The following is a 21,377-nucleotide window of genomic DNA, read 5'->3' as shown; positions in this document are numbered from 1 at the left end:
AATGGGTTCTACAATCCGCGACGGCGCCATTCAGCACTGGGATGGAAAAGTCCCGTCGCTTTCGAACGGAAAGTGGCTTAAACGAGCACTTGGGGCGGCACTAAAGCGCGACAGGTCCAGTGTTATTATGACACTAATTTTCTGACTTTTCTCAACCAATAATGTCTCCAACGGCCCAAGCGTTCGTTCATACCATAGTTTGGCACCGCTACTTGAGTCACAATTTTTGTTACACGAAAGGCGATTTGGACGGAAAATGATTCCTTTTCAACGCTCAACAACTAGCACGACGACGTTCTGCTTAAACTCTAATCGGTCCTTTGTTGTGCGGAGTATAGGGTTTTACGGAACCGTTTTCGCGCGGGAAGGGCCGATCTTGGGTGACTGTTGCGAGCAGCCCAGAAACTGGTATTTTCGCGTTAGCGCGCACCTGCCATTGGGGCACCATGCCTGAGCCCATTGGATAAAAATCCACCACCGGCCAATAGCTGCGATCTGTACTACCTTTGCCGGTTGCAAATTCTGCCTCAGCTTTGGTTTTTGCATTCGTGTAGTCACGAGATATGGTGCCGCCCGTCTCGAAAGGTGATTTGCCGTCCGGAAAATCCGCAGTCAGACGGAAATCAACTTCGTCTGAAGTCGGCAAACGCGAAAGCCCAAAGACAAAGGCCACATGCTTCAATTCATGGGGACGAAGGCCTAGAACTTGTTCCATTTGACGGTTGTTTAATCCCCAAAGATATCGCTTTTCGGTTATATAGCCACCACCAAAGCGTTCAGCTTCGCTTTTGTTCATGAGGTAGTCGCGACCAGAAGCGCTGACTACCTTAACCAATTGCTGGCGTCCGTTGAGCGACCAATGCCCCATGGAGGAGGCTTTCGCCAGAGTTTCAAAAGTTGACATTATAAATCCATTTTTAAAAATACTTGCTAACACTGCATTACCTTTGCCAGTCAATCAACACTGACTCAGCCCTTCGGTGCGAGAAATGCTATCGGCGGTTTGGCACATAATATACCCCTTCCAATAGTACTCGATTTCTGTCGGCCCACCCTAAACGGTGAGCCGACAGAATGTTCACTTGCGGATTATTTTAAAAGGCTTGAAATATTGCGCACAACGGCACGCCGATTTGCGCGCTCGTCGCTGAGCACCATTACTTTTAGGTCCGCTTCGCCATAGCCCTGAGTGATCAGGTTTTGCGGAGGAACTGCAAAGTATTCGGTCAATGCCAATGCAACGGTTTCAGCGCGCCGGTCGGAGAGAGCCAAGTTATAACTCGCCGCGCCAACAGCGTCTGTGTGCCCTTCGATGAGAAAGACCGACGACGGCTCTTTTTCGATAATATCGCGCATCGTCAGCCCAAGATCCCGTAAAGCTTCGGCTTGGCTGGGGGCGATTGCTGCGGAGCCAGTGGCGAATGTAACGGCGTCGAGTTCAACTTGCGGCGCCAAGGCCCGCACCCGCTTGTAGTCGCGAATTTGTTGCAGCGAGAAGGTACGCCCAACATCGACGAACAAGGCGCGCTGCAAGGCGGTTTCAAGCGACGCATCCTGTGCCCGTTGTTGTTTCTCAAGGCTCTCCAACGTGGGCAGCGCCTTAAAGTCTACGGCCTCAATGGCGCGTGTGTCATCAAACAGCACGACCTCGCTGCCGTCACTCGCGCGGATCATTGTCCGGCGCAGAACCGTGCCATCTCTAGAGCGAATTGTTATGATTTGACTGTCATCTTCATAGGACACAACCGTGCGCGTGGAACCGTCCTGAAACGTCTGGGTTTGCACTTGCGAACCAGGTCGTTGGAGCAATTCATCGTCGTTTTTCAACACACGCAATTCGCCGTCACGTTCGATGACAACCCGATCTCCAGAGTTTGATACAACTTTGTCGCCGTTGTTCAAGACCGCTCCAACGACCACTGCCCCAAGTCCCAAAAGAAGGGCTTTTTCAAAGTTTGACAGACCTTCGGTCTTACTGGTCGTTTTCGCCGCGGGTTCAGCTTTTTCATTCACAGATGTTTCAAAATCTTCGTCACTTGTGCGCACATCATCCTTGGTAATTGTCTGTGTCGTGACCTCCGCTTCAGTTTCGGCAACACCCGTCGTGGCCGCAGCTGAGGTTTCGACTTGCGTTGGGGCGTTTGCAGCAGCAATCGCCTGACGCTCCTCATCGGTGACAACTTCGCCGCCAGCTTCACCAGCTGGTGCCTCTTGTGGAGCGGCGGGAGCGACGACGGTTTCTGTTTCGGCCGCTTTAGGTTCTATTGCGTTTGCAGGCTTGGCTGCTGGTTCTTCGGGCGCCACGTCTTTCACAGCTTCATCCGCAACCTCTGGAGTTAGGGTTTCTTCGGCGGGAGCAGTTTGAACTTCAGGGGTGGGAGTTTCTGCAACGGGGGTTTCTTCCGCCGGAACTGGCTCTTCTGCAACGACGGCTTCTTCTACTGGTGCGACCTCTTCCACGACGGGGGCCTCCTCAGCGGGTGCGACCTCTTCCACGACGGGGGCCTCCTCAGCGGGTGCAGCCTCTTCTACGACAGGGCTCTCCTCAGCCGGCGCAACCTTTTCAACAATGGGTGCTTCTTCTGTTGGGGTGACTGCCGTTGCGTCTGGTGCAACCTCTTCGACAACCGAGTCTTCCGCGACGGGTTCCTCAACAACTTCTGGCGCTGCTTCAATAGCGGCCTCTGGTGCGGGAGCCTCATCTACTTGAACCTCTTCGGGGGCGACTTCCGGCTCCGCAGGCGCAGTCTCAACCACCTCGGCCTCGGGTTCTTCGACTTGAGCAGGAGCGCCAATCGCCAAAGCAAGGGCGTCGCCACCGCTCGCGAGTGCTTGATCAAGTGCGTCCTGTGAACAGGTCCCTGCATCCAACTCAGCGATGCCCGTAGCAAGCAAGTTCTGGACGAACTGTTCCGCGTCCGCCATCTCATCACCGCTAGGCGAAATGCAGGGGAACGGGTTTTCTGTGGTTTGGGCAAGTCCTGTGGTGGGCGTTATAAGGGCAAAAGAGACCAGCAAAGCAGTGCCGGATTTCAGGTTTGATTTGATCATAACGTCCTCTGAGTTTCTGGTGCGCATTGGCACCTGAGGACGATTGAACCACATTTAGCGTTAGTGCACGCGGAGTATTTCAACCTAGTGGCGAAACGGCGCCGAGCCAAAAAAACGGCGGCGCAGCATTTCCTAATGAGGCATGTTCAAACCGTGTTCCTTTTAGGCAGGTTTAGGCTCAACACGGCCAAGTGTCGGCTTGGCACGGAGCGCCTTTTTCTCCCCCAACATCAGCATGGCCGGTGTGACGATCAACGTGAGCACAGTTGCAATCACAAGGCCGCCTGCGATGGCCGAGGATAGTTCTGTCCACCATTGTGTGGAGGGCGCGCCATACACGATCTCGCGGGTGAAAAAGTTGATGTTCACACCAATCACCATCGGCATCAGGCCAAGCGCCGTCGTGACCGACGTTAAAACCACGGGTCGCAAACGTTGCGCGCCTGTGCGGAGGGCGGATTCCAGCGGCGAGAGCCCTGCTTTTTTGAGGTCATTGTAGGTGTCGATCAAAACGATGTTGTTGTTCACCACGATGCCCGCAAGCGCGATAACTCCGATACCACCCATAACCACGCCGAAGGGGCGGCCCGTGACGATCAAGCCAAAGAGGACGCCCGCGATTGAAAACACGATGGCACTCATGACGACAAAGGCTTGGTAGAAGTTGTTGAACTGGATCACCAAAATCGCGAACATCATGAAGATCGCCGTGGCGAAAGCCCCAGCAAGGAAGATCATCGCGTCGGTTTGATCCTGCGCTTCGCCCGCAAACGACGCCTCGACGCCTTCGGGGAGGTCGATCTTGGCGATGGCGGCTTGGAGCGCCACAACTTGATCGTTGACGAGCAAACCGGGGGCGACATTTGCTTCAATGCTGATGACACGGCGTTGGTCGATACGGGTGATCGTACCTGTGCGGGGGCTGGGTTCGAACGTCACGAAATTCGAGATCGGGACAAGGCCAACAGAGGTCGGGACGCGCAAGGCTTGCAGCTTCTCAAGCGTGCGCTCGTCGGAGGGGAACCGGACGTTGATGTCGACCGTGCCATCGGCGTCGCTGGGACGGTAATCGGCCACGGTGATGCCACGGGTCAGGAGCTGGACCGCCTGACCAAGGGTCGAGATGTCGGCGCCAAACCTTGCAGCTTCGGAACGGTTAACCGTGATGCGCCATTCAACGCCGGGTAGGGGGCGCGTGTCGGTGACATCGGTGAAACCGCCGATTGCGTCCATGGTTGTACGGATTTCATCCACCGCAGCGCCTTGCGCCAAGGGGTCCTGTGCCCGCACGCGCAAACTCACGGGTTTTCCTGCCGAGGGGCCGTTTGAGGCCGTTTGTACTTGCACATCGATGCCGGGAATCGTAGCCATTTCTGTGCGAATTTCCTCGCCGATTATGGCTGCGGTGCGGCGTGTATCCCATTCGGTGAATTCAACTTGGATGGTTCCGATCAGGTCGGCGGCGTTTTGATTGCCGCCACCCGAACGGGCGTAAACCGATGCGATTTCATCAAAATCGAACAGGCGATTTTCCACACGTCGCACCAAGGCGTCCTTCTCGAAGATCGAGAAATTATCGCGGGCGCGCACTTGGACCTGTGCGAAATCAGGCTCAACTGACGGGAAGAAACTGATGCCGTTGCCGAAATGCCCATAGGCGGTAAAGGCGGCCATCAAGAACGAAATCGCCATGATGAGTGTCGCCCAAGGCCGCAGGATCGCGAATTGCAAGACACGGACATAACGGCCAGTGAAACCCTTAAGGTCGCGCGGATCGCCCTTTTCGGCGGCGTAAAGCGTGGCCTTGTCTTTGGCGGATTGAGGAGGTTTCTTGCCGATAATTCCACCCACAACTGGAATGAAAATCAGCGCCATAAAGAGCGAGGCGGTCAGTGTTAGGATCACCGTGATGGGGAGGAATTTCATAAACTCGCCCACAGTGCCAGACCAGAACAGAAGCGGCAAAAACACCGAAAGCGTTGTGGCTGTTGAGGCAATGATCGGCCACGCCATCCGCTTGGCGGCATAGGCATAGGCGACCTTGGGCGGGTCGCCCTCTTGCAAGCGGCGGTCGGCAAGTTCAGTTGTGACAATGGCCCCATCGACCAACATTCCGACAACAAGGATCAATGAGAAGAGGACAACGAGATTCATGGTATAGCCCATGAGCAGGAGCGCCGTGACGCCAGCGAGAAAGGCCCCCGGAATGGCGAGGCCCACAAGCAGCGCAGACCGGATTCCAAGCGCCCAAACGATGACGATCATCACAAGGATCACAGCGGCAATGACGTTGGCCTCAAGATCGCTGAGCATCGTTTCCACTTGCTCGCTTTCGTCCTGCATATAGTTGATGCTGACGCTTTCGGGCCAGTCTTTTTGCTTCTCTTCAATCAAAGCGCGCACAGCGGCGACCGTCTCGATAATGTTGGACCCCGAGCGTTTTTTGATTTCAAGGGCGAGTGCGGGTTGGCCATCGATACGGGCAAATCCGTTGGGGTCCTCGAATGTGCGGCGAATTGTGGCGACGTCGGCGAAGGTAACGACGGTATTGTTGCGCACCTTGACCGGAAGCGCCATGATATCGTCGATGTCCTCAATCAGGCCCGGAACTTTCAACACAAGCCGACCTGCGCCGCTCTCAATGGCACCGGCGGCGATCAACTGGTTGTTGCGGTTAATTTGGCCGATCAACTCCTCAAAACTGATATTATAGGTTTCAAACACGGTGGGATCGATCAGCACTTCAAGCAATTCCGTGCGTTCGCCACCCACTTCAACCTCAAGCACCCCTTCAAGCCCTTCGATCTCGTCCTTGAGGTCTTCGGAAAGCCTATTGAGGGTCCGCTCTGGCACGGGGCCAGAAAGGATTGCGGTCAGGATTGGGAAAAGTGCTGTGTTGATTTCGGTGACGGTTGGGTCAGACGCGTCACTGGGGAGATCAGAGCTGGCGCGGTCTACCCCTTCGCGCACCTTGTCCAAGGCGGATTCGGAATCAAAACCCGGTTCAAATTCCAACTGGACGCTGGCATGTCCTTCGCCTGCGTTGCTAGTCATCTGTTTGAGGCCAGTGATCGAACTGAGTTCCAGCTCAAGCGGCTCAACCAACAGGCGCTCGCTGTCTTCTGGGGAAATACCGTCAAGGCCCGTCGAGACATAGAAAATCGGGATGGGGATTTCGGGCGAGCTTTCCTTGGGGATCGAAATATAGGCATAGGTCCCGACGGTCAGGATCATAACCAGCGCCATGACAACCACGCGCGCACGGCTAAAGGCCGCGTCAATCAGGCCGTTCATTGGTTTGACTCTTGGTTAGGTTTCGTTTCGATGATTTGCCCGTTCGCGCCGTCTTTGACTTGGCTTGCGGTTTCTGGCGCGGGGGAGGCTGGCTCTGCGGTGGTGTCAGGTTGCGGGTCCACGATTTCGCCGTCGTTAACAAAGCCCTGACCGATGGAAATGATCTGGGCGTCATCGGGCAAACCCGAAACCCAGATACCATCAGTTTGGGCGCGCACGATACCCACCTTATGGAAGACAACGCGGTTGTCGCTGTCCACAGTTTTGATCCCTAGAGCGCCATCGGTTCCAAGGGACAAGATAGCGGGCGAGATGAAATGTGCGGTCAATTCGCCTGTGATAATGCGCAACTGGGCACTGATCCCAGCGGGGATCGATCCGTCCGCATTGGCAACCTCGATTTCGGCGATGAAGGTCCGTGTCGCGGCATCGGCGCTGCTGCCGACAAAACCAACCAGCCCAGAACCAATGGCGCCCGTGATGAAGGCAACGTCGGCTTTTTGGCCAACCTGAATATCACGCAGGGATTGTTGCGGTATTTGAATGCGAATGGTGAGCGATCTGTTGTCAACAATTCGGCCCACGCTGTCGCCCGCCGAGACATACTCGCCAAAGTCGATATCAAAGCTCTCAAGGCGTCCCGCAAACGGAGCGCGGATTTCGGAATTGCCAATGGCCTCTTGTGCCAAGGTTACGCCCGATTGGGCCGCCGCCAACGTTGCGCTGGCCTGGGCCACACGATCCGCCGTCGCCACACCGCGTTCGAGCAAGGCAGCAGCGGTATCGGATTCGCGTTGCGCGCGGGCAAACTCGCCCTGCGCCCGTGCCAAGTCTGAGATCTGTGAGGCGGTATCAAAACGCGCGATGATTTGCCCTGCTTCGAGGTCCACGCCCTTGTCCACCAAGACCTCGCTGATTTCCCCTGAAATCTCGGCGCGGATCATTGTGTCGCGATCGGGCAGGGCCTGACCTTCGGCAACGAAAACCTGTTCGACCGTTTCAGCTATCGATCGTTGAACGGCAACTGTGACGGCTCTGGGGGCCGCGACGGGCTGTGCGTTTTGTGTGGTGTCAGTGGATGGAAAAATGAAACCGCTCCCCATCCAAGCGACGATTGCAATCGCCAGTCCACCGGCCACCCATCTGGATCGAGTCGAACCGGAATCGCTTTCAAAAACGAGCGCAGTGCGGCCAGTTGGTAAGGTATCTTTCATAGCAAGTGTTCTTTCGGGCTATTAGGGGGAGGCGTGCGGTTGGTTGGTCAGGGCTTGGTCTTGGGCATGTTAGACATGGTTTTTGACAAGGAAGTATTGATCGCGTCATAGAAGCCGGAGAAATCGCTCAACCGGCGGCGCACGTCCTCGGTTCCATCGGGAAGGTTTTGGATCGCATCGTCAATTTCGCCTTTTGCACGCTGCGTTCCCAAAAGCGCGAACTTCATCATAGTGAGATAGGCATCGTCGGCCAGTTGGAAATAATCCTGCCGCTCGCCCCGCTTGTTGACCCGCCGGATCAATCCACGGTCTTCGAGAAGACGGATGCTTGTGCTGACGGTCGCGCGGCTCACGGCTAGATTGGTGGCAATTTCGCCAAACGCGATTGCATCCCCGTCAAAGACCAGCATCGCAAAAATCTGTCCCGCCATACGGGGCATGCCTTCGGTCTGTGCCACGACGCCCATGCGTTCGATAAAGTCGGTGCGTATGGTGTCGATTTGACCGTGGTGAGACATAATTATTGCTTCCGCCTTTAGATTGGGTTGCACATTGGAGGCTGTACATACTGCATGCATTGGATATGTCAAGTTTGTTCAGTTACAACCGAACAATCCTTTCAGTAGAGCCGCCACACGTGGTGCAATCCATCAGGATTACGCTCACTCGGCTGTTTCATCAGGTGGCTCCCAACCTGCATCACGTAGGCCGTTTATCAAAGCGGCAATTATTTCTTCCTCGGCCTGAAAGTTTTTAAAAGCAGCGGCGGGGTCGCGCGCCAGTAAAGGCCATGCTTGGGCCATTTTGGCCAATTCCTTGTGTGCGGTATTCATATCGCCGAGTTTGGCGTGGTTGATTGCCGCTAGAGATAGACCGATTGCGGAGCCCACCTTAGCCGAGTGCTCCGCCGCTGTGAGGGCATCGGCATAGTTGCCCTCAAGGTATTCGTGAATCGCGATCAGGTGAAAGTACCAGCCGGGAGGGTTGGCGCTGCGGGCAATTGCACGCCTGAGGTAAGGGAGACCATCCTCCCAGTTGCCTCGCACCGCGAGACGCCAACCAAGCAGGGCCAATGCTTCGGGATCATGAGGGTTGGCCGCAACCACGCGGCGTTGCAACTGTTCTGCGGTATCAAAATCGCCGGTGTAGAACGCGATTGTCGCGAGCGCCTCGAGACCGTGTTGATTGTTGGGTTCCAACTCCAGAGCCCGCGTTGCTGCTCTTTGCGCCTCGGCCATGTATGCCGGATGCTCGCTGGCGGGAACCACGCCTTGACGGGTCGCATCAAGGTTTAGGTAGCCAAGCATTGCCCACACTTCGGCGTCGTTGGGCGCGCGTATACGGGCTGCCTTGAGGCAATCCAGTGCGGGGGCAAAAAGCGCTTCCTCGAATGTTCTGCGGTACGCATAGGCGTGCAAGACGCATTTGTAATTCTCCATGCCGAACGTTCTATCTGTGGTTAACCGATCCAGCGTTGTGACATTCAAGACCCCATTGCGTTCGCCAAGGGCCGTTGCGACGGCGGAGGACAATTCGCTGCGCAAGCCATAAAGATCGCTTGGTGCCAATTGCCGCTCAAAACGACCATTCCAGTAGACCTCACCCGTAGCGGCATCAGCAAGCTGCGCTTTGAGCAGGAGCTTGTCCAAATCCGTTTGGATATTGCCGTAGACAACATAGGAAACCCCCAATTCCCGACCAAGCGCAACTGGATCTGCATCCGCTGCCTGTTGAAAGCTGGTTGAAGCAGAAAAAAGTCGAAGGTCCGGAAACTGCATCAAATCCGCGACTAGATCCTGCGCGAAACTGGCGGCAAACAAGTGAGTTGCGCCACTAGGGTCCAGCGCTGCGAAGGGCAAAACTATAACGGTCGCTCCTCGAACGTCCTTTGGGGAAGATTTGCCATCCGGAAAGGCGAACCAGAATAGCGCGCCTGCAAACCCCAAAAGGACGCAAGTGGCAAGGACGGCTGTTTTGAACTTGCGGCCAAGTCCACCCGTTTTGCCATCGTCAGGTGCCTGTGGCGTAACCGCGTCGGGATCGGGTGTGGAAACCTGCTTGGAAGGCCCCGACAGCCAAGCGAATTCTGCGACATAGGCCCCTTTGGGGATGTTGATCCGCACCGAGTCTTGATTGCCACAATTGACATAGAAGGAGTCAAGCGAGCGGCGCAAACGGCCAGCCTCAAGTCGTACCACGGGATCAGACGCCGGATCGAAACTTTCGTCCCGATCAAAAACGTCCAGCGCAATTGAATAGCCTTTCAGCTTTTCGGAATGGCCCAGAAGCGTTTGTTCAACCAGATAACGGAGCAGTGCACGCCGACGGGCGCTGCCTTCGAAAACGGAACTGTCGAGGACACGTTCAAGCTGTGCGCGCACGTCGTTGGCCGACGGGCCATCCTGTAAATTTGCGTTTTTGTAGCCTGAACGGTCGCTGTTTTCCGGCATTGCACGATCACCTTATCTGCCTTCCTGACAATAACTGGAATGTTGCACGAATGTACTGGCAACACGAGAAATATCCGCCATCAAACGGCGTTATCCGAAGGGGGTACGTACAGTACGAACCTTGGTAAACAACAAATAATCAGCGCAGTATTCCCGCAAGTCAGGATTATCTGCCGTAAAGTCGGAAGTATGTGCCGTGTCGAATTTCGCCGCCATAATATGCAAGTTTCCGGAGTATGAGAGGGCTATTCAACAGCTTTGCGCCGAAAATGAAAGCCTTGGAAGTGCCTGTATGGACTTTGAGGAAGCGACGGCTGCGTTTCATCACTGGCGAAAAGTAGAAAACGATGGCCTCAATAGAGCCCAAGAGTACCACCGAATTATGGACGAACTAGAAGCGGAAATTCGCAGCGTCCTCCAATCCAAAATCGTGGGATTTAAATAGTTAGGGAAAGTCAGTGACCCATGTATTACTCGGCCTCTTTGAGCTGAGAATTTTTATCGATTACGAGAATTTATCTAAAAACAATAGGAGAGAAACACATGAGACGCGCTAGTTCTAAAGGCATTCTGACCCATGCGGGTTTAGTTGCGTTTGGATTGACAGTTACCGGAGCGGTTGTACCCGCTTTGGCGCAAGAACAATCCAAACCTAATATTCTATTCATCATGGGTGACGACATTGGCTGGATGCAGCCGTCGATCTATCACCGCGGCCTGATGGTCGGCGAGACTCCCAATATCGACCGTATCGGCAACGAAGGCGCGATGTTCACCGACTATTACGCTGAACAAAGCTGCACCGCCGGTCGCAACGCTTTCTTCACCGGTATGCAGCCCCTCAGAACCGGCATGATCATGCCGCAGCTTCCCGGTAGCCCGAGCTACCTTCAACCCGGAACACCGTCGCTTGCGGTCTTCTTGCGCGATCTTGGCTACTCAACTGGTGAATTCGGCAAGAACCACCTCGGCGACCATACCGATGCCTTACCAACGGCGCATGGGTTTGAGGAGTTTTGGGGCTATCTCTATCATCTCGACGCGATGCAGGGCGTAAGTTTCCCCGACATCAATGCCGGCCCTACAGATCAAGCGATTGCGCCTGCCTGTAAAAACACATCAATCCCTGGCCTTGCCGAGGTTCCCGGTGCCGTTGATCCCACGACCACAATCTGTCTGACGCCGCCACGCCCCGTTATCGCGTGTACGTCCTCCGACGGTACAGCCGCCAACCAGACCTGTACCGATGAGGGACCGCTGACGTTGGAACGTTCGAAAACCGTGGACGAGGAAATCTCGGCCAAAGTTATCGACTTCCTTGATCGCAACGATCCTAAGAAAACTAACAAACCATTCTTTGTTTGGTACAACCCCGCACGTATGCACATCACCACAGTTCTGTCGGACGAATACGCCGACATGCTTGGCACCAAAGGTGGCAAGGACTGGGGCGCCAACGAAGTTGGTATGAAGCAGATGGACGACAATATCGGCTATGTGTTGAAGAAGCTCGAAGATATGGGCGAACTTGATAACACAATCGTCGTCTTTACAACCGACAATGGCGCGGAAACAATCACCTTCCCCGATGGTGGCGTGACCCCGTTCAAGGGAGGCAAACTGACCACTTGGGAGGGCGGCATGCGTGCGCCTGCTGTCATCCGCTGGCCTGGCCACATCAAGGCTGGCACCGTGTTAAATGACATCTTCGCGTCGCTTGATTGGTTGCCAACATTGGTCGATTTAGCAGGTGGTCCGAAAGAGAATGACCTGCGGGCTCAGATCGAAAAAGGTACCTATCCCGGCATCGTCAAGACCACGCTCGATGGGGTTAACCAGCGCGACTACCTTCTGGGCGAGTCCGATACCGCCGCACGTGACACGTTCATGTACTACTCCGGTAAAGACCCGTCGGCAGTGCGTTACAGGAACTGGAAGATGTACTTCGCGATGGTGTCCGACGACCCCGCAGGCTTCACGACAGGGGTGCAGCCCTACCACTGGACCCAAATCGTCAACATCAAACGCGATCCGTTCGAAACGTCGGTCGGTAGCCAGTTGAAGACACTTCAGGGTGTCGGCGGCGCGCTCGCAGGACCGGTCACCGCATATGCGTATGACTGGAATCTATTGCCCATCGGACAAGCGCTGTGGCTCAGAGAACTTGAGACCTACCACACCTTCCCACCGATGCAGGATCCTTCGAGCTATAACCTCGAAGATGTCATTAAGCAGGTGAAGAACTTGAATACTTCGAGCCACGCTGGCCAATAGGCACAGCTCAGGTTTCCACTGAACCAACTCGCCCCGCCGGTCATTTCCTATACCGGCGGGGCGAAATGTTAGCCAGAGAACGGCCCTTGCCAACCGCTGATCTACACCCATTTTGACTGGATTTAGTCGTGAAGCGTGCTTCCGATCCGGCATTTAGATTAGTTTCCCGGCCAAAACCCTCGACCTTTCCGGACGGAATTTCCCGACAGCGCAACCAAGGGCTGGGTCCGTTTCGAAAAGATAGATCAGTAGGGTTTAAACTTTACCATTTGTTAATACTGGTTAACAGTAAGTAAACAAACAATAAATTTATAAAATTGTTGAGAAAATTCTCGACTCGTTGAACGCGCTGGGCTACACAACCTATGGTGGTTATGGAGTGAGATGCTCGTTTTTCGGGCGATCGAGGCCTATTGAATGAAAGACCATACTGATAATGTAGACTTTTGCGAGACAGCTTATGTCTCTAGTGACGTTCGCTACTATCCAACACACCATCGGGCACAAATAAGTACCCCTCCAACCTACCCAAAACGGCTTTTTGACTTGGGGTTCGCGATGGTTGTTTTGCCGATCTTGGTGCCGGTTCTTGCAATCCTCTGGATGTTGGCCTCAAGGGGCGGTCCGGGTCTATACTATCAAAACCGGGTGGGTCGCTATGGTAAGGTTTTTAGGTGCTACAAGTTTCGCACTATGGTGTTGGATGCGGAAAAAACGTTGGAAGCTCTCTGTCAGGACGATCCTGAAGTTGCAGAGGAATGGCGGGTTAACCAAAAGCTGGAAAATGATCCACGGATTACCCCAATTGGTCGCTTCCTGCGGGCAACGAGCTTAGATGAGCTACCCCAAATTTGGAACGTGGTTAAAGGCGATATGAGCCTCGTCGGCCCAAGACCCTTCATGGAAAACCAAGACACGCTTTATCGTGCGGCTGGCGGGCATTCCTACTATAATCTTCGGCCTGGGATTACCGGATTGTGGCAAATTGAAGGGCGTGGCACCTCTAGCTTTCTGAGCCGCATTTCTTACGACAACACGTATAATGATCGCCAAAGCTTCTGGATGGATTTATGCCTCATTCTAAAGACAGTGACCGTCGTTTTCAAGAAAACCGGCCATTAGGTCTGCGCGTCAGGCCAATACAATCCCCGTAGGATCGCGCGTACCGTGTCTTCGCCAAACTGAGTGCGAATACGATTGATCGAAGCTTCGGCAAGGACATCAAAAGACGGAGTCGACCAGAGTTGCGCAATTTGTGACGCGATTTCGACTGTTTCAACGCGATCCTTGATGATGATGCCACAGTCCGAAATCGTTGACTGATTGAAGCCATGCTGGGTCGCAACAGGAACGCATCCGCGCGCCATAGCCTCGGTGAGAGCATTTGAATGACCCTCGCCGGGCCACTTCGTTAAAAAAACGAAAAAATGGCTTTGGTCAAGGAATGTACGAACATATTCAAAGCTCTGCGCGCCGTGTCCCATGACATAGGGTCGGTCTTTACATTTTCTCTCAAATTCTTTCCGAAAGGATTTGGTGGGTCGACCAATGATATCCAGCTGCACGGGCAGACCAATTTGCACCAGATGATCCGCGACATTGATAAGATCAGGCACGCCCTTTGCCTCTGATACGGTTCCCACATAAACGAGGCGACAAACCTCTGAACTCCGTGTAGGGGGTTTTTCCGCGATGTTCTCCCCATCCACAAAGTTCGGAAGATAGGTGGCCTCAATATCGGGAGCTATTGACCGAATAAGGGGAATATATTCCCGCCCCTCAACAGAAACCACGTCGGCCAATTTTATGCAGCCGTCAAAAAGTTTACGATATGTTTTCCCAAAACGTGCGCGATCGCTCGCTTTGTTTCCAGCTCGCAAATCCAAAACGATGCGCATTCCAAGGCGTTTTGCACGACGCATCAGAAGGAACTCCGGTAGAATAAACTGCTTAAATAAAGGGGTGATGTGAAATGGTATTGCGTTGCCTTTGGCCTGCCGTTGGATCAATTTTTTGCGCAGCGCTAGAAAATTCAGGAAGTAAGAAATTGCCCTTGGAAGGAAACCTTTCCCGAGAGTATCCGGATAGGCATACGCATCCACGTGACAGCCCGCAGCTTCGAGGAGGGAAATTGTGCGACGATTTGCGGTCTCGTATCCACCACGAGACACACCCTTTTTTGGCGCTATAGGACCGCAAAGTATGCTGTGCCCCGGGAGTCCAGAAGTATTCACTATTTACTAGTCCTAAATGTTTATACGCTCTCCCTCGCTTTGGTCTCAAATTCCCTCCATAATAAAGGGTTACTTTGGCGACAGGGCAGCATTGTTCTATCTCTTCTCCTTCTGGTTGTATATTGTTAATCCGTGAATGCGTAGCGTTGTTTGTAGTTAGGGCGAAATGAAGAATTCTTTGGTTATTTCGTCGATTACTCTCATGGGAATTCGTGCATTAGGTGTCGGGGTGCAGCTTGCGACGACAATCTTTTTAGCGCGAAACCTAACCCTCTTGGAAATGGGGCAGTTTGCTTTGATGTACGCCGCTCTCGGGCTAGTGCGCGCAATTGGGTCCTTTGGAGTTGATCAAGCATCAATGCGTCAAATCGCAGGGACCATGGATGGCAGACGAGTTTCCACGGCGGCGCAAAAGTTGAGCCTCGCTGGAATTGTGATTGCAATGGCTTCGGGTATCCTCATTTCCATTTGTGTCCTATGCGCGCAAAAGTTAGGTCTTTTGGGTGCCCAAAACGCTACTCTTTTTGCCATGGCGGCACCGGCCTATGTGTTGATCGGTCTTTTGGTAGGACAGGTAAGAGGGTTGGGGCACAATTTGGCTGCCCAAGTGCCAGAATCAATCGGGCTTCAGCTCTTTATTTTCTTGGCACTTATGCCTGCCTATTTGAATGGAACACTGAACGGAAACGACACGTTACATGCACTCTTGTGGGCAGGATGGCTCACATTGGCGATTCAAATTCTCATCCGTTTTTTCATTGGTGGCGGCCCGATCGGGAGTGTAGATCGCGCATCCATTAAGGTATTATTGAGCGATGGATGGAGCATTTTTCAAGCGCAAATATTTACGGTTTTGGCGATGCGTGCCCCCATATTTTTGGCGACAGCTATATTGGGTGCGGGTGGCACGGCCATCATCGAGGTTGCTCTTCGATTTGGCACCTTACCGTCCCTTCTGACAAGTTCCGTTGGCGCAACGTTCAGCCCTGCCTATGCGCGCTTGTCAAAAGATAACAATATTTTGGGTCTCAACAAAGCACGCAAACAAGCTGGATTATTGGCTGGAATTCCCTCCTTTGTTTATGTCCTTTTCTGCACGTTGGGAGGAGGCGTTTTAATTGGGTGGGCCTTTCCAGCTTCCTATAGCGTGGCGGTTTTGCCAATTTCCCTCATCGCATTTGGCTCGTTTCTAAACGCGGCGTTTGGGCCCGCGAGCAATGTGTTTCTGATGTCTGGACAGGCAAAAATTGTCCGAAAATATTCAGTTCTGCGACTGATCTGCGTTGTCGTGGTATCGTTCTTGGCGGGGCCGATTTGGGGGAGCGTTGGAATTGCAATTGCAATACTTCTGGGCTTTGCCCTTCGGGATCTAGGGCTTAGTTTGGTGGCGCGCCGCAAAGGTTTTTAAACGGTTTTGCGCTCAAGGTACGCCTGTCGAGCCGCGCCAAATGCAAACAGCAAGAATGCCGAATTTGGGCGAGAAAGATACGCGTTAGAGACACATGACGCCGCAAGAAGCGCGAGGCTTAGAGCGAGAAGTGCCCCCTGATTTCGCAAGCCCACTAGCAGCCAGAACCATAGGAATACTATCAGGCCGAGTACCCCGCCGCCCCAAAGAATCTTTAGAACGTCGCTGTGGGAGTCCTTCTCATCCCACCACCAAGTAGAGGTTTTTAAAAGGTCAGAACCAGGCCCCGTACCGAACAGAAGCGTTTGAAGGTCGCGCTGATTAAGTAAGTCGAACCGCTCGCCGTAATTGCTCAAGCGGCCACTAGAAAACTGGTTGAAAACGGACAGGTTAATTGTCATGGCGACTGCTGCAACGGCGACGAGCGTAACAGCACAGAGAACCAAAATTACAGAGCGGTTATGCCGCAAAAACGGGTTCGACAAAAGCATCTCAAAGCCGAGGTAGAAGAGCAAAAACAAGATGGGTGTACGCACACCATTCCCATTCAACAGGAACAAGCACACGAGCGCGAAGAGGATAAACCAAACGGGTTTGAGCCTCTCGGACGTATACAAAAACCAGAAGAGGAGGAGCGTGCCAACGAGCGCATATCCTGAGGCATGGAGGTTTGTCGAAAACGGTGCAAAACGTTGGCTATTGTTTAGGAAAACGTTTGGCAAGAAGACTGCGTGAAGCGCCGCCGATGCGAGTATAGAAAATGCACAAATGGCAAGAAGCGCAGGGGAGATTTCGCGGCGGCAAATAACGAGCGCAATGAGGGCAACATAGGGGGAAAGTTGCCGGACTGCCGCAAGGATGGATGCTTGGTTTTGTGTCTGCGATACTTGCTCAAGGGCAAGGCCGACAAGGCCCATGAATACAAAAATACCGACTGGTAGAAACAAAATAAGGTCTTTGCGATCGCCTGTGCGTTGGAGATAGGCGACAATCGCAAAAATGTAGAGCAGGTTAATTCCGCCTGCCAAAACCAGACGCAATGCTGCCGGAAAATAGTCAAAACCGAGCAGCAGGAAGAGCTGTGCGCCGATTGCGACGTTGATCATTTGTTCAAGACGCGAAGGTAGGCCGAAATGAGGGATGAAATTTGGTGCGGCCACGCAAATTTTCTCTCGACCCGTTCGCGCCCGATGGCTCCCATTTCCGCCCGTCGGTCAGGATTATCCAAGAGGTCCTCGATCTTTTGCGCAAAATCTACGATGTCATTTGAAAGCGCATAGAGCGAACTTTCACCCGCCGAAAAACGCCCTTCGGTCACATCGAATTGCACGATGGGTTTGCCAAAAGCCATGTACTCTAGAATTTTATTCATCGTGGATTTATCGTTCATCGGGTTCACGCGATCAGGGTTTACACAGATCGCGGATGTGGAAAGAACTTCGAACAACTCTTGATCTGGCGCGCGTCCGGCGAAGGTGACGTAATCCTGAAGCCCCATGTCGGCGCAGAGGTTTTTCAAATCATCAAGGGCAGGCCCGCCGCCAACAAGGACGAATTGGATATCGCGCCGCCGTCGAACGTGGACCAAATAACGCACGGATTCCAGCAACAGATCGATGCCCTCCTGTTCGCCCATAACGCCAACATAGCCGACAACATAGTCGCGCCCGTTTTTCCACGACTCCACGGGGTCTACGGATTTTACGCGCGTAAGGTCAGGACCGGAGCGAACGACAAAAACGTCGTCTGGCGGCATTTTCCCACGCTCGATTGCGATGTGTCGATAGCTTTCATTGGTGGCAATTGACACCGACGCGCTGGCAAATGTGACCCGTTCGAACAGGACCATCAGCTTCCAAAAGAAACCGCGCTTGTTGAATTTTGCCTCATAGAGTTCGGGGTTAATATCATGATGATCGAAAACAAATCGCCGCCCAAGCAAGCGGAATTGCCACGCGACCAAGAAGATGAGATCGGGGGGGTTGCATCCGTGAATGACATCAAAACCGTGCTTGAAAAGGATTTTCCACGCGAGGTAACTTTCCCAAAACAGCGCGGCCCCATATTCAACCAAATACCCAAGCGCCCCTTTTGCATCCAAAGGGAGGCTGTGACGATAAACATGGATGCCCTCAATCTCTTCGTACCGTTTATCGAACCCTTTTCCCGTTGGGCAAATGACGCTTACAACCGCACCTGCTGCCTTAAGAGTGCGGGCTTCGAGCCAGACGCGTCGATCAAAGGGAACGGGGAGGTTCTCGACGATGATGAGAACTTTGCGCTCTTTGAGGGGCGCGCAAGCCTGCAACTCTTCGAAAGAGGTAAAAGCGGGGGATTGGGTGGGTTCTGGCATTTATGAGACGGTCACATATTATTGAGAAATTCTACTTAAGGTATAGCGAATACATCCCTAGATTGATATTTAATCTTACTGACTTGGGAGAGTTTCTCAAGTTTCGGGGTAAAAGTGTCTAGAGGTGCATGGGGATAGTTAATTGTCGTCAAAATTGAGGTGGTACTTCGACCGGTTGAAATCAATGTCCCCCAGAGAAGTTGTGCATCGGATGAGAGAGCATTTTCTGCGCCGGGCTGGGCGTACTTTTACGCTTGAGGCCGGTGATTTTGGAGCCCTCGCCCCGTTTGAATTTTCCCAAGAAACGTTTGTAGAGGTTGCCGAAAATTGTTGGCTAGAATGGCAAACAGAAGTCGCGCGTGCGCGGACCGGTCGCTGGCACTATCTTGGGCGCTCATGGGATCCGGTGCCTCTTGCGGACTTATGGCATTTCGATCCCGTCAGCGGCGAGCAATGGGAGCGCGAGAAATATTGTTTCGACGTCGCTTATCGGCATCGCTCTGATCGTGGCGACATTAAATACACATGGGAAGTGAATCGGCTGCAAATTTTGCCCGTCGCTGCTGCGTTGTTTCGAGCAAAAGGTCAGAAAGAAGACCTGCGGTTTTGCCTCGAAGTGATGGAAAGTTGGATCGACTCCAATCCGCCTTTTCTAGGGGTAAATTGGAATTCCGGCATCGAGTTGGCCCTTAGAATTATGAGTTTTACGACGGCGGTTTCGCTTCTTGGACAAGAAAATATCCCCGAAAACCTAAAGTTAAAACTTGTCAAAACATTGAACGCTCATTTGGTTTGGCTCAACAGGTATCCGTCCAAATATTCCTCCGCGAATAACCATTTGATCGCCGAACTGTCAGCAACCTATATCCTTGGTCGACTGATGCCGCGTCTAAATAAGGCGAAACTCCTTGCGGACAAGGCGTTTGCTGAACTCGGCGAGCAAATATCGTGCCAAATTCACGAGGATGGTGTCGGGGCCGAGCAATCCCCCACCTATTCCTGTTTTGCGCTAGAATGGGTGCTGCTTGCTCTAAACATGGCGTGCCATCAGGGTGAAAAGTTCGAACCTCAAGTTATGAACCGTTTAAAGTCTTCGGCGAAACATCTGCGCTGGATGATGGATGAGGGCGGAAATGTTCCGCGCATTGGGGATGATGATGAGGGGCGGGTCATTCTTTCAGGTGGTGCGCGGGAGGAGGATTATGTGCGAAACATCCTTTCTTCTTTGGCAGAAATTGCAGATTGTCCAGAGTATGCGCCACCCAAGGATCGCGCCCACTTACGTCAGATTTGGACGGGCCGCGCACCTGCGGCAGGGCCATCGCCAGAAGGAGCGGGTTTTTTCGACGAGGGTGGCTACAGTGTTTTTCGACATTCCGGGAAGGGTCTCAGAAGCCTGTTCGCGCTCGACCATGGTCCCCTCGGGCATCTGTCGATTGCGGCGCACGGACATGCCGATGCGCTTTCAGTTTGGTGGCATCTCAATGATCAACCCGTGTTTGTTGATGCGGGAACGTATCTATATCACTCGGGTGGTGAGGCGCGCGACATGTTCAGAGGGACCATGCAGCACAACACGCTTTGCCTGTCCTCCAAGGATCAAAGTAAAATTTCGGGTGCGTTCAATTGGTCTAATCCCGCGCGTGCAAAGCGTGTGCCAATGTCGCAGACGGCGGGCGGGTTGTGTGCTGTGGGGCGACATGATGGCTATAAAAAACCCTTCGGGGTCATCCATGAACGCAAATTGGCTCTTGATGCGCCTTATGGTTATTCGATCCGCGACCAATTGCTGGGAACACCAAAAAGGGGGCTCGAAGAGGTATGCTTGACCTATGTTTTACATCCCTCGATCGCTGTCAATTTAAGAGAAAATGGCAGTGTAGATTTGCTACGGGATGGGAAAAAAATTGCTGGTGTCGAGCTTTGGTTGCGACCTGATGATACGCTTCGGCGCTCCGGATCCCGCGTGCATTTTTTGATTGAGGAGGTTGCCTATTCGGGTAGCTTTGGCACACGAGAAACGACGTGCTCCCTTAGAGCGCGCTTCGCTCCAAACGACCTGAAAAGCGGCTGGCTGGAAACAAAGGTTTCTATTGATGCCGCCTAATTCCACATTCGTAAATGATCCCATCGTCATCGTTGGACAACCACGCAGTGGTTCAACAATTTTGACCCGCCTGCTCAATGAAGACCCTTCAGTGTTTATCGTTAATGATTTCTACGTCCTCCAAAAAATTGATGCAGAAAACCTATGGGAACCGTTGACCAGCGACGAGGCATTTCGCGTTGCGCAATGGGTTTACCGCATTTTGGAAATTCGCAGCACACAAGAAGTTGGCAAAACACTTGAGCAACCGATCCACCTTTCGCTGGATAACCTCGGAGAGCTGAAACAACTGATCTGTGCAGAATGGCCTGATTTTCTGTTGTGGAGCGACGTGCTCCACATGATATTTGAGCGTGCGGCGACTCTCGCGGGGGCGACGCGCTGGGGGTGGAACACGCCTCAGGACCACCAACATTTGGATCGTATTTACGCGGGCTTTCCGCAAGCTTTGGTCGTCTGTCAATTACGGCAACCAAATGCGGTCTTGGCGTCCTATAAAAATGTCGAGGGGTGGTGGCATGATCGGCGGCGCTATAACCCAGTGGTGTTGGCGTACGCATGGAAAAAAGCCGCAGCCAGCACGGAATTCTGGCTGAAAGAGAAGCCGGAACAGTTTCAGTTTATCCGCTACGAAGATTTGGTGGGTGATACACCCAAAACAAGTGAGGCCTTCGCAAGGTTTTTGCGATTGACAGCCCTGCCAAATTCTCTCGAAGGTTTGGGGAAAAATTCCTCAATGAGTGGCACAAAACCGAAGAAAAATGTAACTGGGTTGGAAAGCCGATTGGCGCAGAAAATATGTGCAGAGTCAGCGACACGCCTTGGATTTCCGGCGGCGGCAAAAATTGGGATCAGAATGTCCGATTTTGGCGCGGCCCTCTACATCGTTAAAAACTCAACGTCTCTTCTGTTTTCAGAATACCTTTTTAACAACGATAGGCGGCGTCGTCTTTTGAATTTGGCCTTCAAAAAGTAGTTTCCAGCCCGCGTTT

General features: G+C 53.1%; 14 protein-coding genes. 5 read left to right on the top strand and 9 right to left on the bottom strand.

What is annotated here, in order from left to right; translation table 11 throughout:
* Window positions 1-301: 301 nt before the first annotated feature.
* The 6 genes from AB9F29_RS12225 to AB9F29_RS12200 all read right to left on the bottom strand — a co-directional run bounded on the left by AB9F29_RS12225 (window position 302) and on the right by AB9F29_RS12200 (window position 10,009).
* Entirely contained in the window at window positions 302-904 is a 603-nt protein-coding gene (locus AB9F29_RS12225; RefSeq protein WP_369755868.1) for a hypothetical protein, read from the bottom strand.
* A 185-nt stretch (window positions 905-1,089) separates the two neighbouring features.
* Window positions 1,090-3,051: an OmpA family protein gene (locus AB9F29_RS12220; RefSeq protein ID WP_369755867.1), complete on the bottom strand. Its 1,962-nt coding sequence runs from the start codon at window positions 3,049-3,051 to the stop codon at window positions 1,090-1,092.
* Between the two features lie 162 nt (window positions 3,052-3,213).
* A complete protein-coding gene (locus tag AB9F29_RS12215) occupies window positions 3,214-6,345 on the bottom strand; it encodes an efflux RND transporter permease subunit (protein ID WP_335584554.1) in 3,132 nt (1,043 codons plus the stop codon).
* Window positions 6,342-7,559, bottom strand: coding sequence for an efflux RND transporter periplasmic adaptor subunit (locus tag AB9F29_RS12210; RefSeq protein WP_369755866.1), 1,218 nt, complete (start codon window positions 7,557-7,559; stop codon window positions 6,342-6,344). Before AB9F29_RS12210 ends, AB9F29_RS12215 begins: the two co-directional genes overlap by 4 nt.
* A gap of 47 nt (window positions 7,560-7,606) precedes the next feature.
* The gene (locus tag AB9F29_RS12205) at window positions 7,607-8,077 is read right to left on the bottom strand and encodes a MarR family transcriptional regulator (protein ID WP_335584556.1); all 471 of its coding nucleotides are present in this window, start codon (window positions 8,075-8,077) and stop codon (window positions 7,607-7,609) included.
* Window positions 8,078-8,221: 144 nt separating this feature from the next.
* Window positions 8,222-10,009, bottom strand: coding sequence for a tetratricopeptide repeat protein (locus AB9F29_RS12200; protein ID WP_369755865.1), 1,788 nt, complete (start codon window positions 10,007-10,009; stop codon window positions 8,222-8,224).
* A gap of 543 nt (window positions 10,010-10,552) precedes the next feature.
* On the opposite strand from AB9F29_RS12200, the gene AB9F29_RS12195 reads away from it, so the two are divergent.
* Both AB9F29_RS12195 and AB9F29_RS12190 read left to right on the top strand, forming a co-directional pair.
* Window positions 10,553-12,283, top strand: coding sequence for an arylsulfatase (locus AB9F29_RS12195; RefSeq protein WP_369755864.1), 1,731 nt, complete (start codon window positions 10,553-10,555; stop codon window positions 12,281-12,283).
* Between the two features lie 417 nt (window positions 12,284-12,700).
* A complete protein-coding gene (locus tag AB9F29_RS12190) occupies window positions 12,701-13,405 on the top strand; it encodes a sugar transferase (protein ID WP_369755863.1) in 705 nt (234 codons plus the stop codon).
* Here AB9F29_RS12190 and AB9F29_RS12185 read toward each other — a convergent pair.
* A complete protein-coding gene (locus AB9F29_RS12185; RefSeq protein ID WP_369755862.1) occupies window positions 13,402-14,517 on the bottom strand; it encodes a glycosyltransferase family 4 protein in 1,116 nt (371 codons plus the stop codon). The two genes, AB9F29_RS12190 and AB9F29_RS12185, sit on opposite strands and share 4 nt — an antisense overlap.
* A 166-nt stretch (window positions 14,518-14,683) precedes the next feature.
* Between AB9F29_RS12185 and AB9F29_RS12180 the strand changes: the two genes are divergently transcribed.
* The gene (locus AB9F29_RS12180; protein ID WP_369755861.1) at window positions 14,684-15,925 is read left to right on the top strand and encodes a lipopolysaccharide biosynthesis protein; all 1,242 of its coding nucleotides are present in this window, start codon (window positions 14,684-14,686) and stop codon (window positions 15,923-15,925) included.
* Here AB9F29_RS12180 and AB9F29_RS12175 read toward each other — a convergent pair.
* Complete coding sequence (locus tag AB9F29_RS12175) at window positions 15,922-17,085, bottom strand: hypothetical protein (protein WP_369755860.1); 1,164 nt, start codon at window positions 17,083-17,085, stop codon at window positions 15,922-15,924. The two genes, AB9F29_RS12180 and AB9F29_RS12175, sit on opposite strands and share 4 nt — an antisense overlap.
* The gene (locus AB9F29_RS12170) at window positions 17,028-18,278 is read right to left on the bottom strand and encodes a glycosyltransferase family 4 protein (protein ID WP_369755859.1); all 1,251 of its coding nucleotides are present in this window, start codon (window positions 18,276-18,278) and stop codon (window positions 17,028-17,030) included. Before AB9F29_RS12170 ends, AB9F29_RS12175 begins: the two co-directional genes overlap by 58 nt.
* 211 nt (window positions 18,279-18,489) lie before the next feature.
* Here AB9F29_RS12170 and AB9F29_RS12165 point away from each other — a divergent pair, with 211 nt between their 5' ends.
* Together AB9F29_RS12165 and AB9F29_RS12160 are read left to right on the top strand one after the other, a co-directional pair.
* Window positions 18,490-20,385 carry an alginate lyase family protein gene (locus AB9F29_RS12165; RefSeq protein WP_369755858.1) on the top strand — a complete coding sequence of 632 codons (1,896 nt, stop codon included), beginning with the start codon at window positions 18,490-18,492 and terminating at the stop codon, window positions 20,383-20,385.
* Entirely contained in the window at window positions 20,375-21,361 is a 987-nt protein-coding gene (locus tag AB9F29_RS12160) for a sulfotransferase (protein ID WP_369755857.1), read from the top strand. The genes AB9F29_RS12165 and AB9F29_RS12160 overlap by 11 nt, the downstream gene beginning before the upstream one ends.
* The last annotated feature ends 16 nt before the right edge of the window (window positions 21,362-21,377 follow it).

The organism is Falsihalocynthiibacter sp. S25ZX9 (assembly GCF_041205405.1).
Lineage (GTDB): Bacteria > Pseudomonadota > Alphaproteobacteria > Rhodobacterales > Rhodobacteraceae > Falsihalocynthiibacter > Falsihalocynthiibacter arcticus.
Note: the sequence above shows the minus strand (reverse complement) of the source record. Positions and strands in the feature narration are given on the sequence as shown.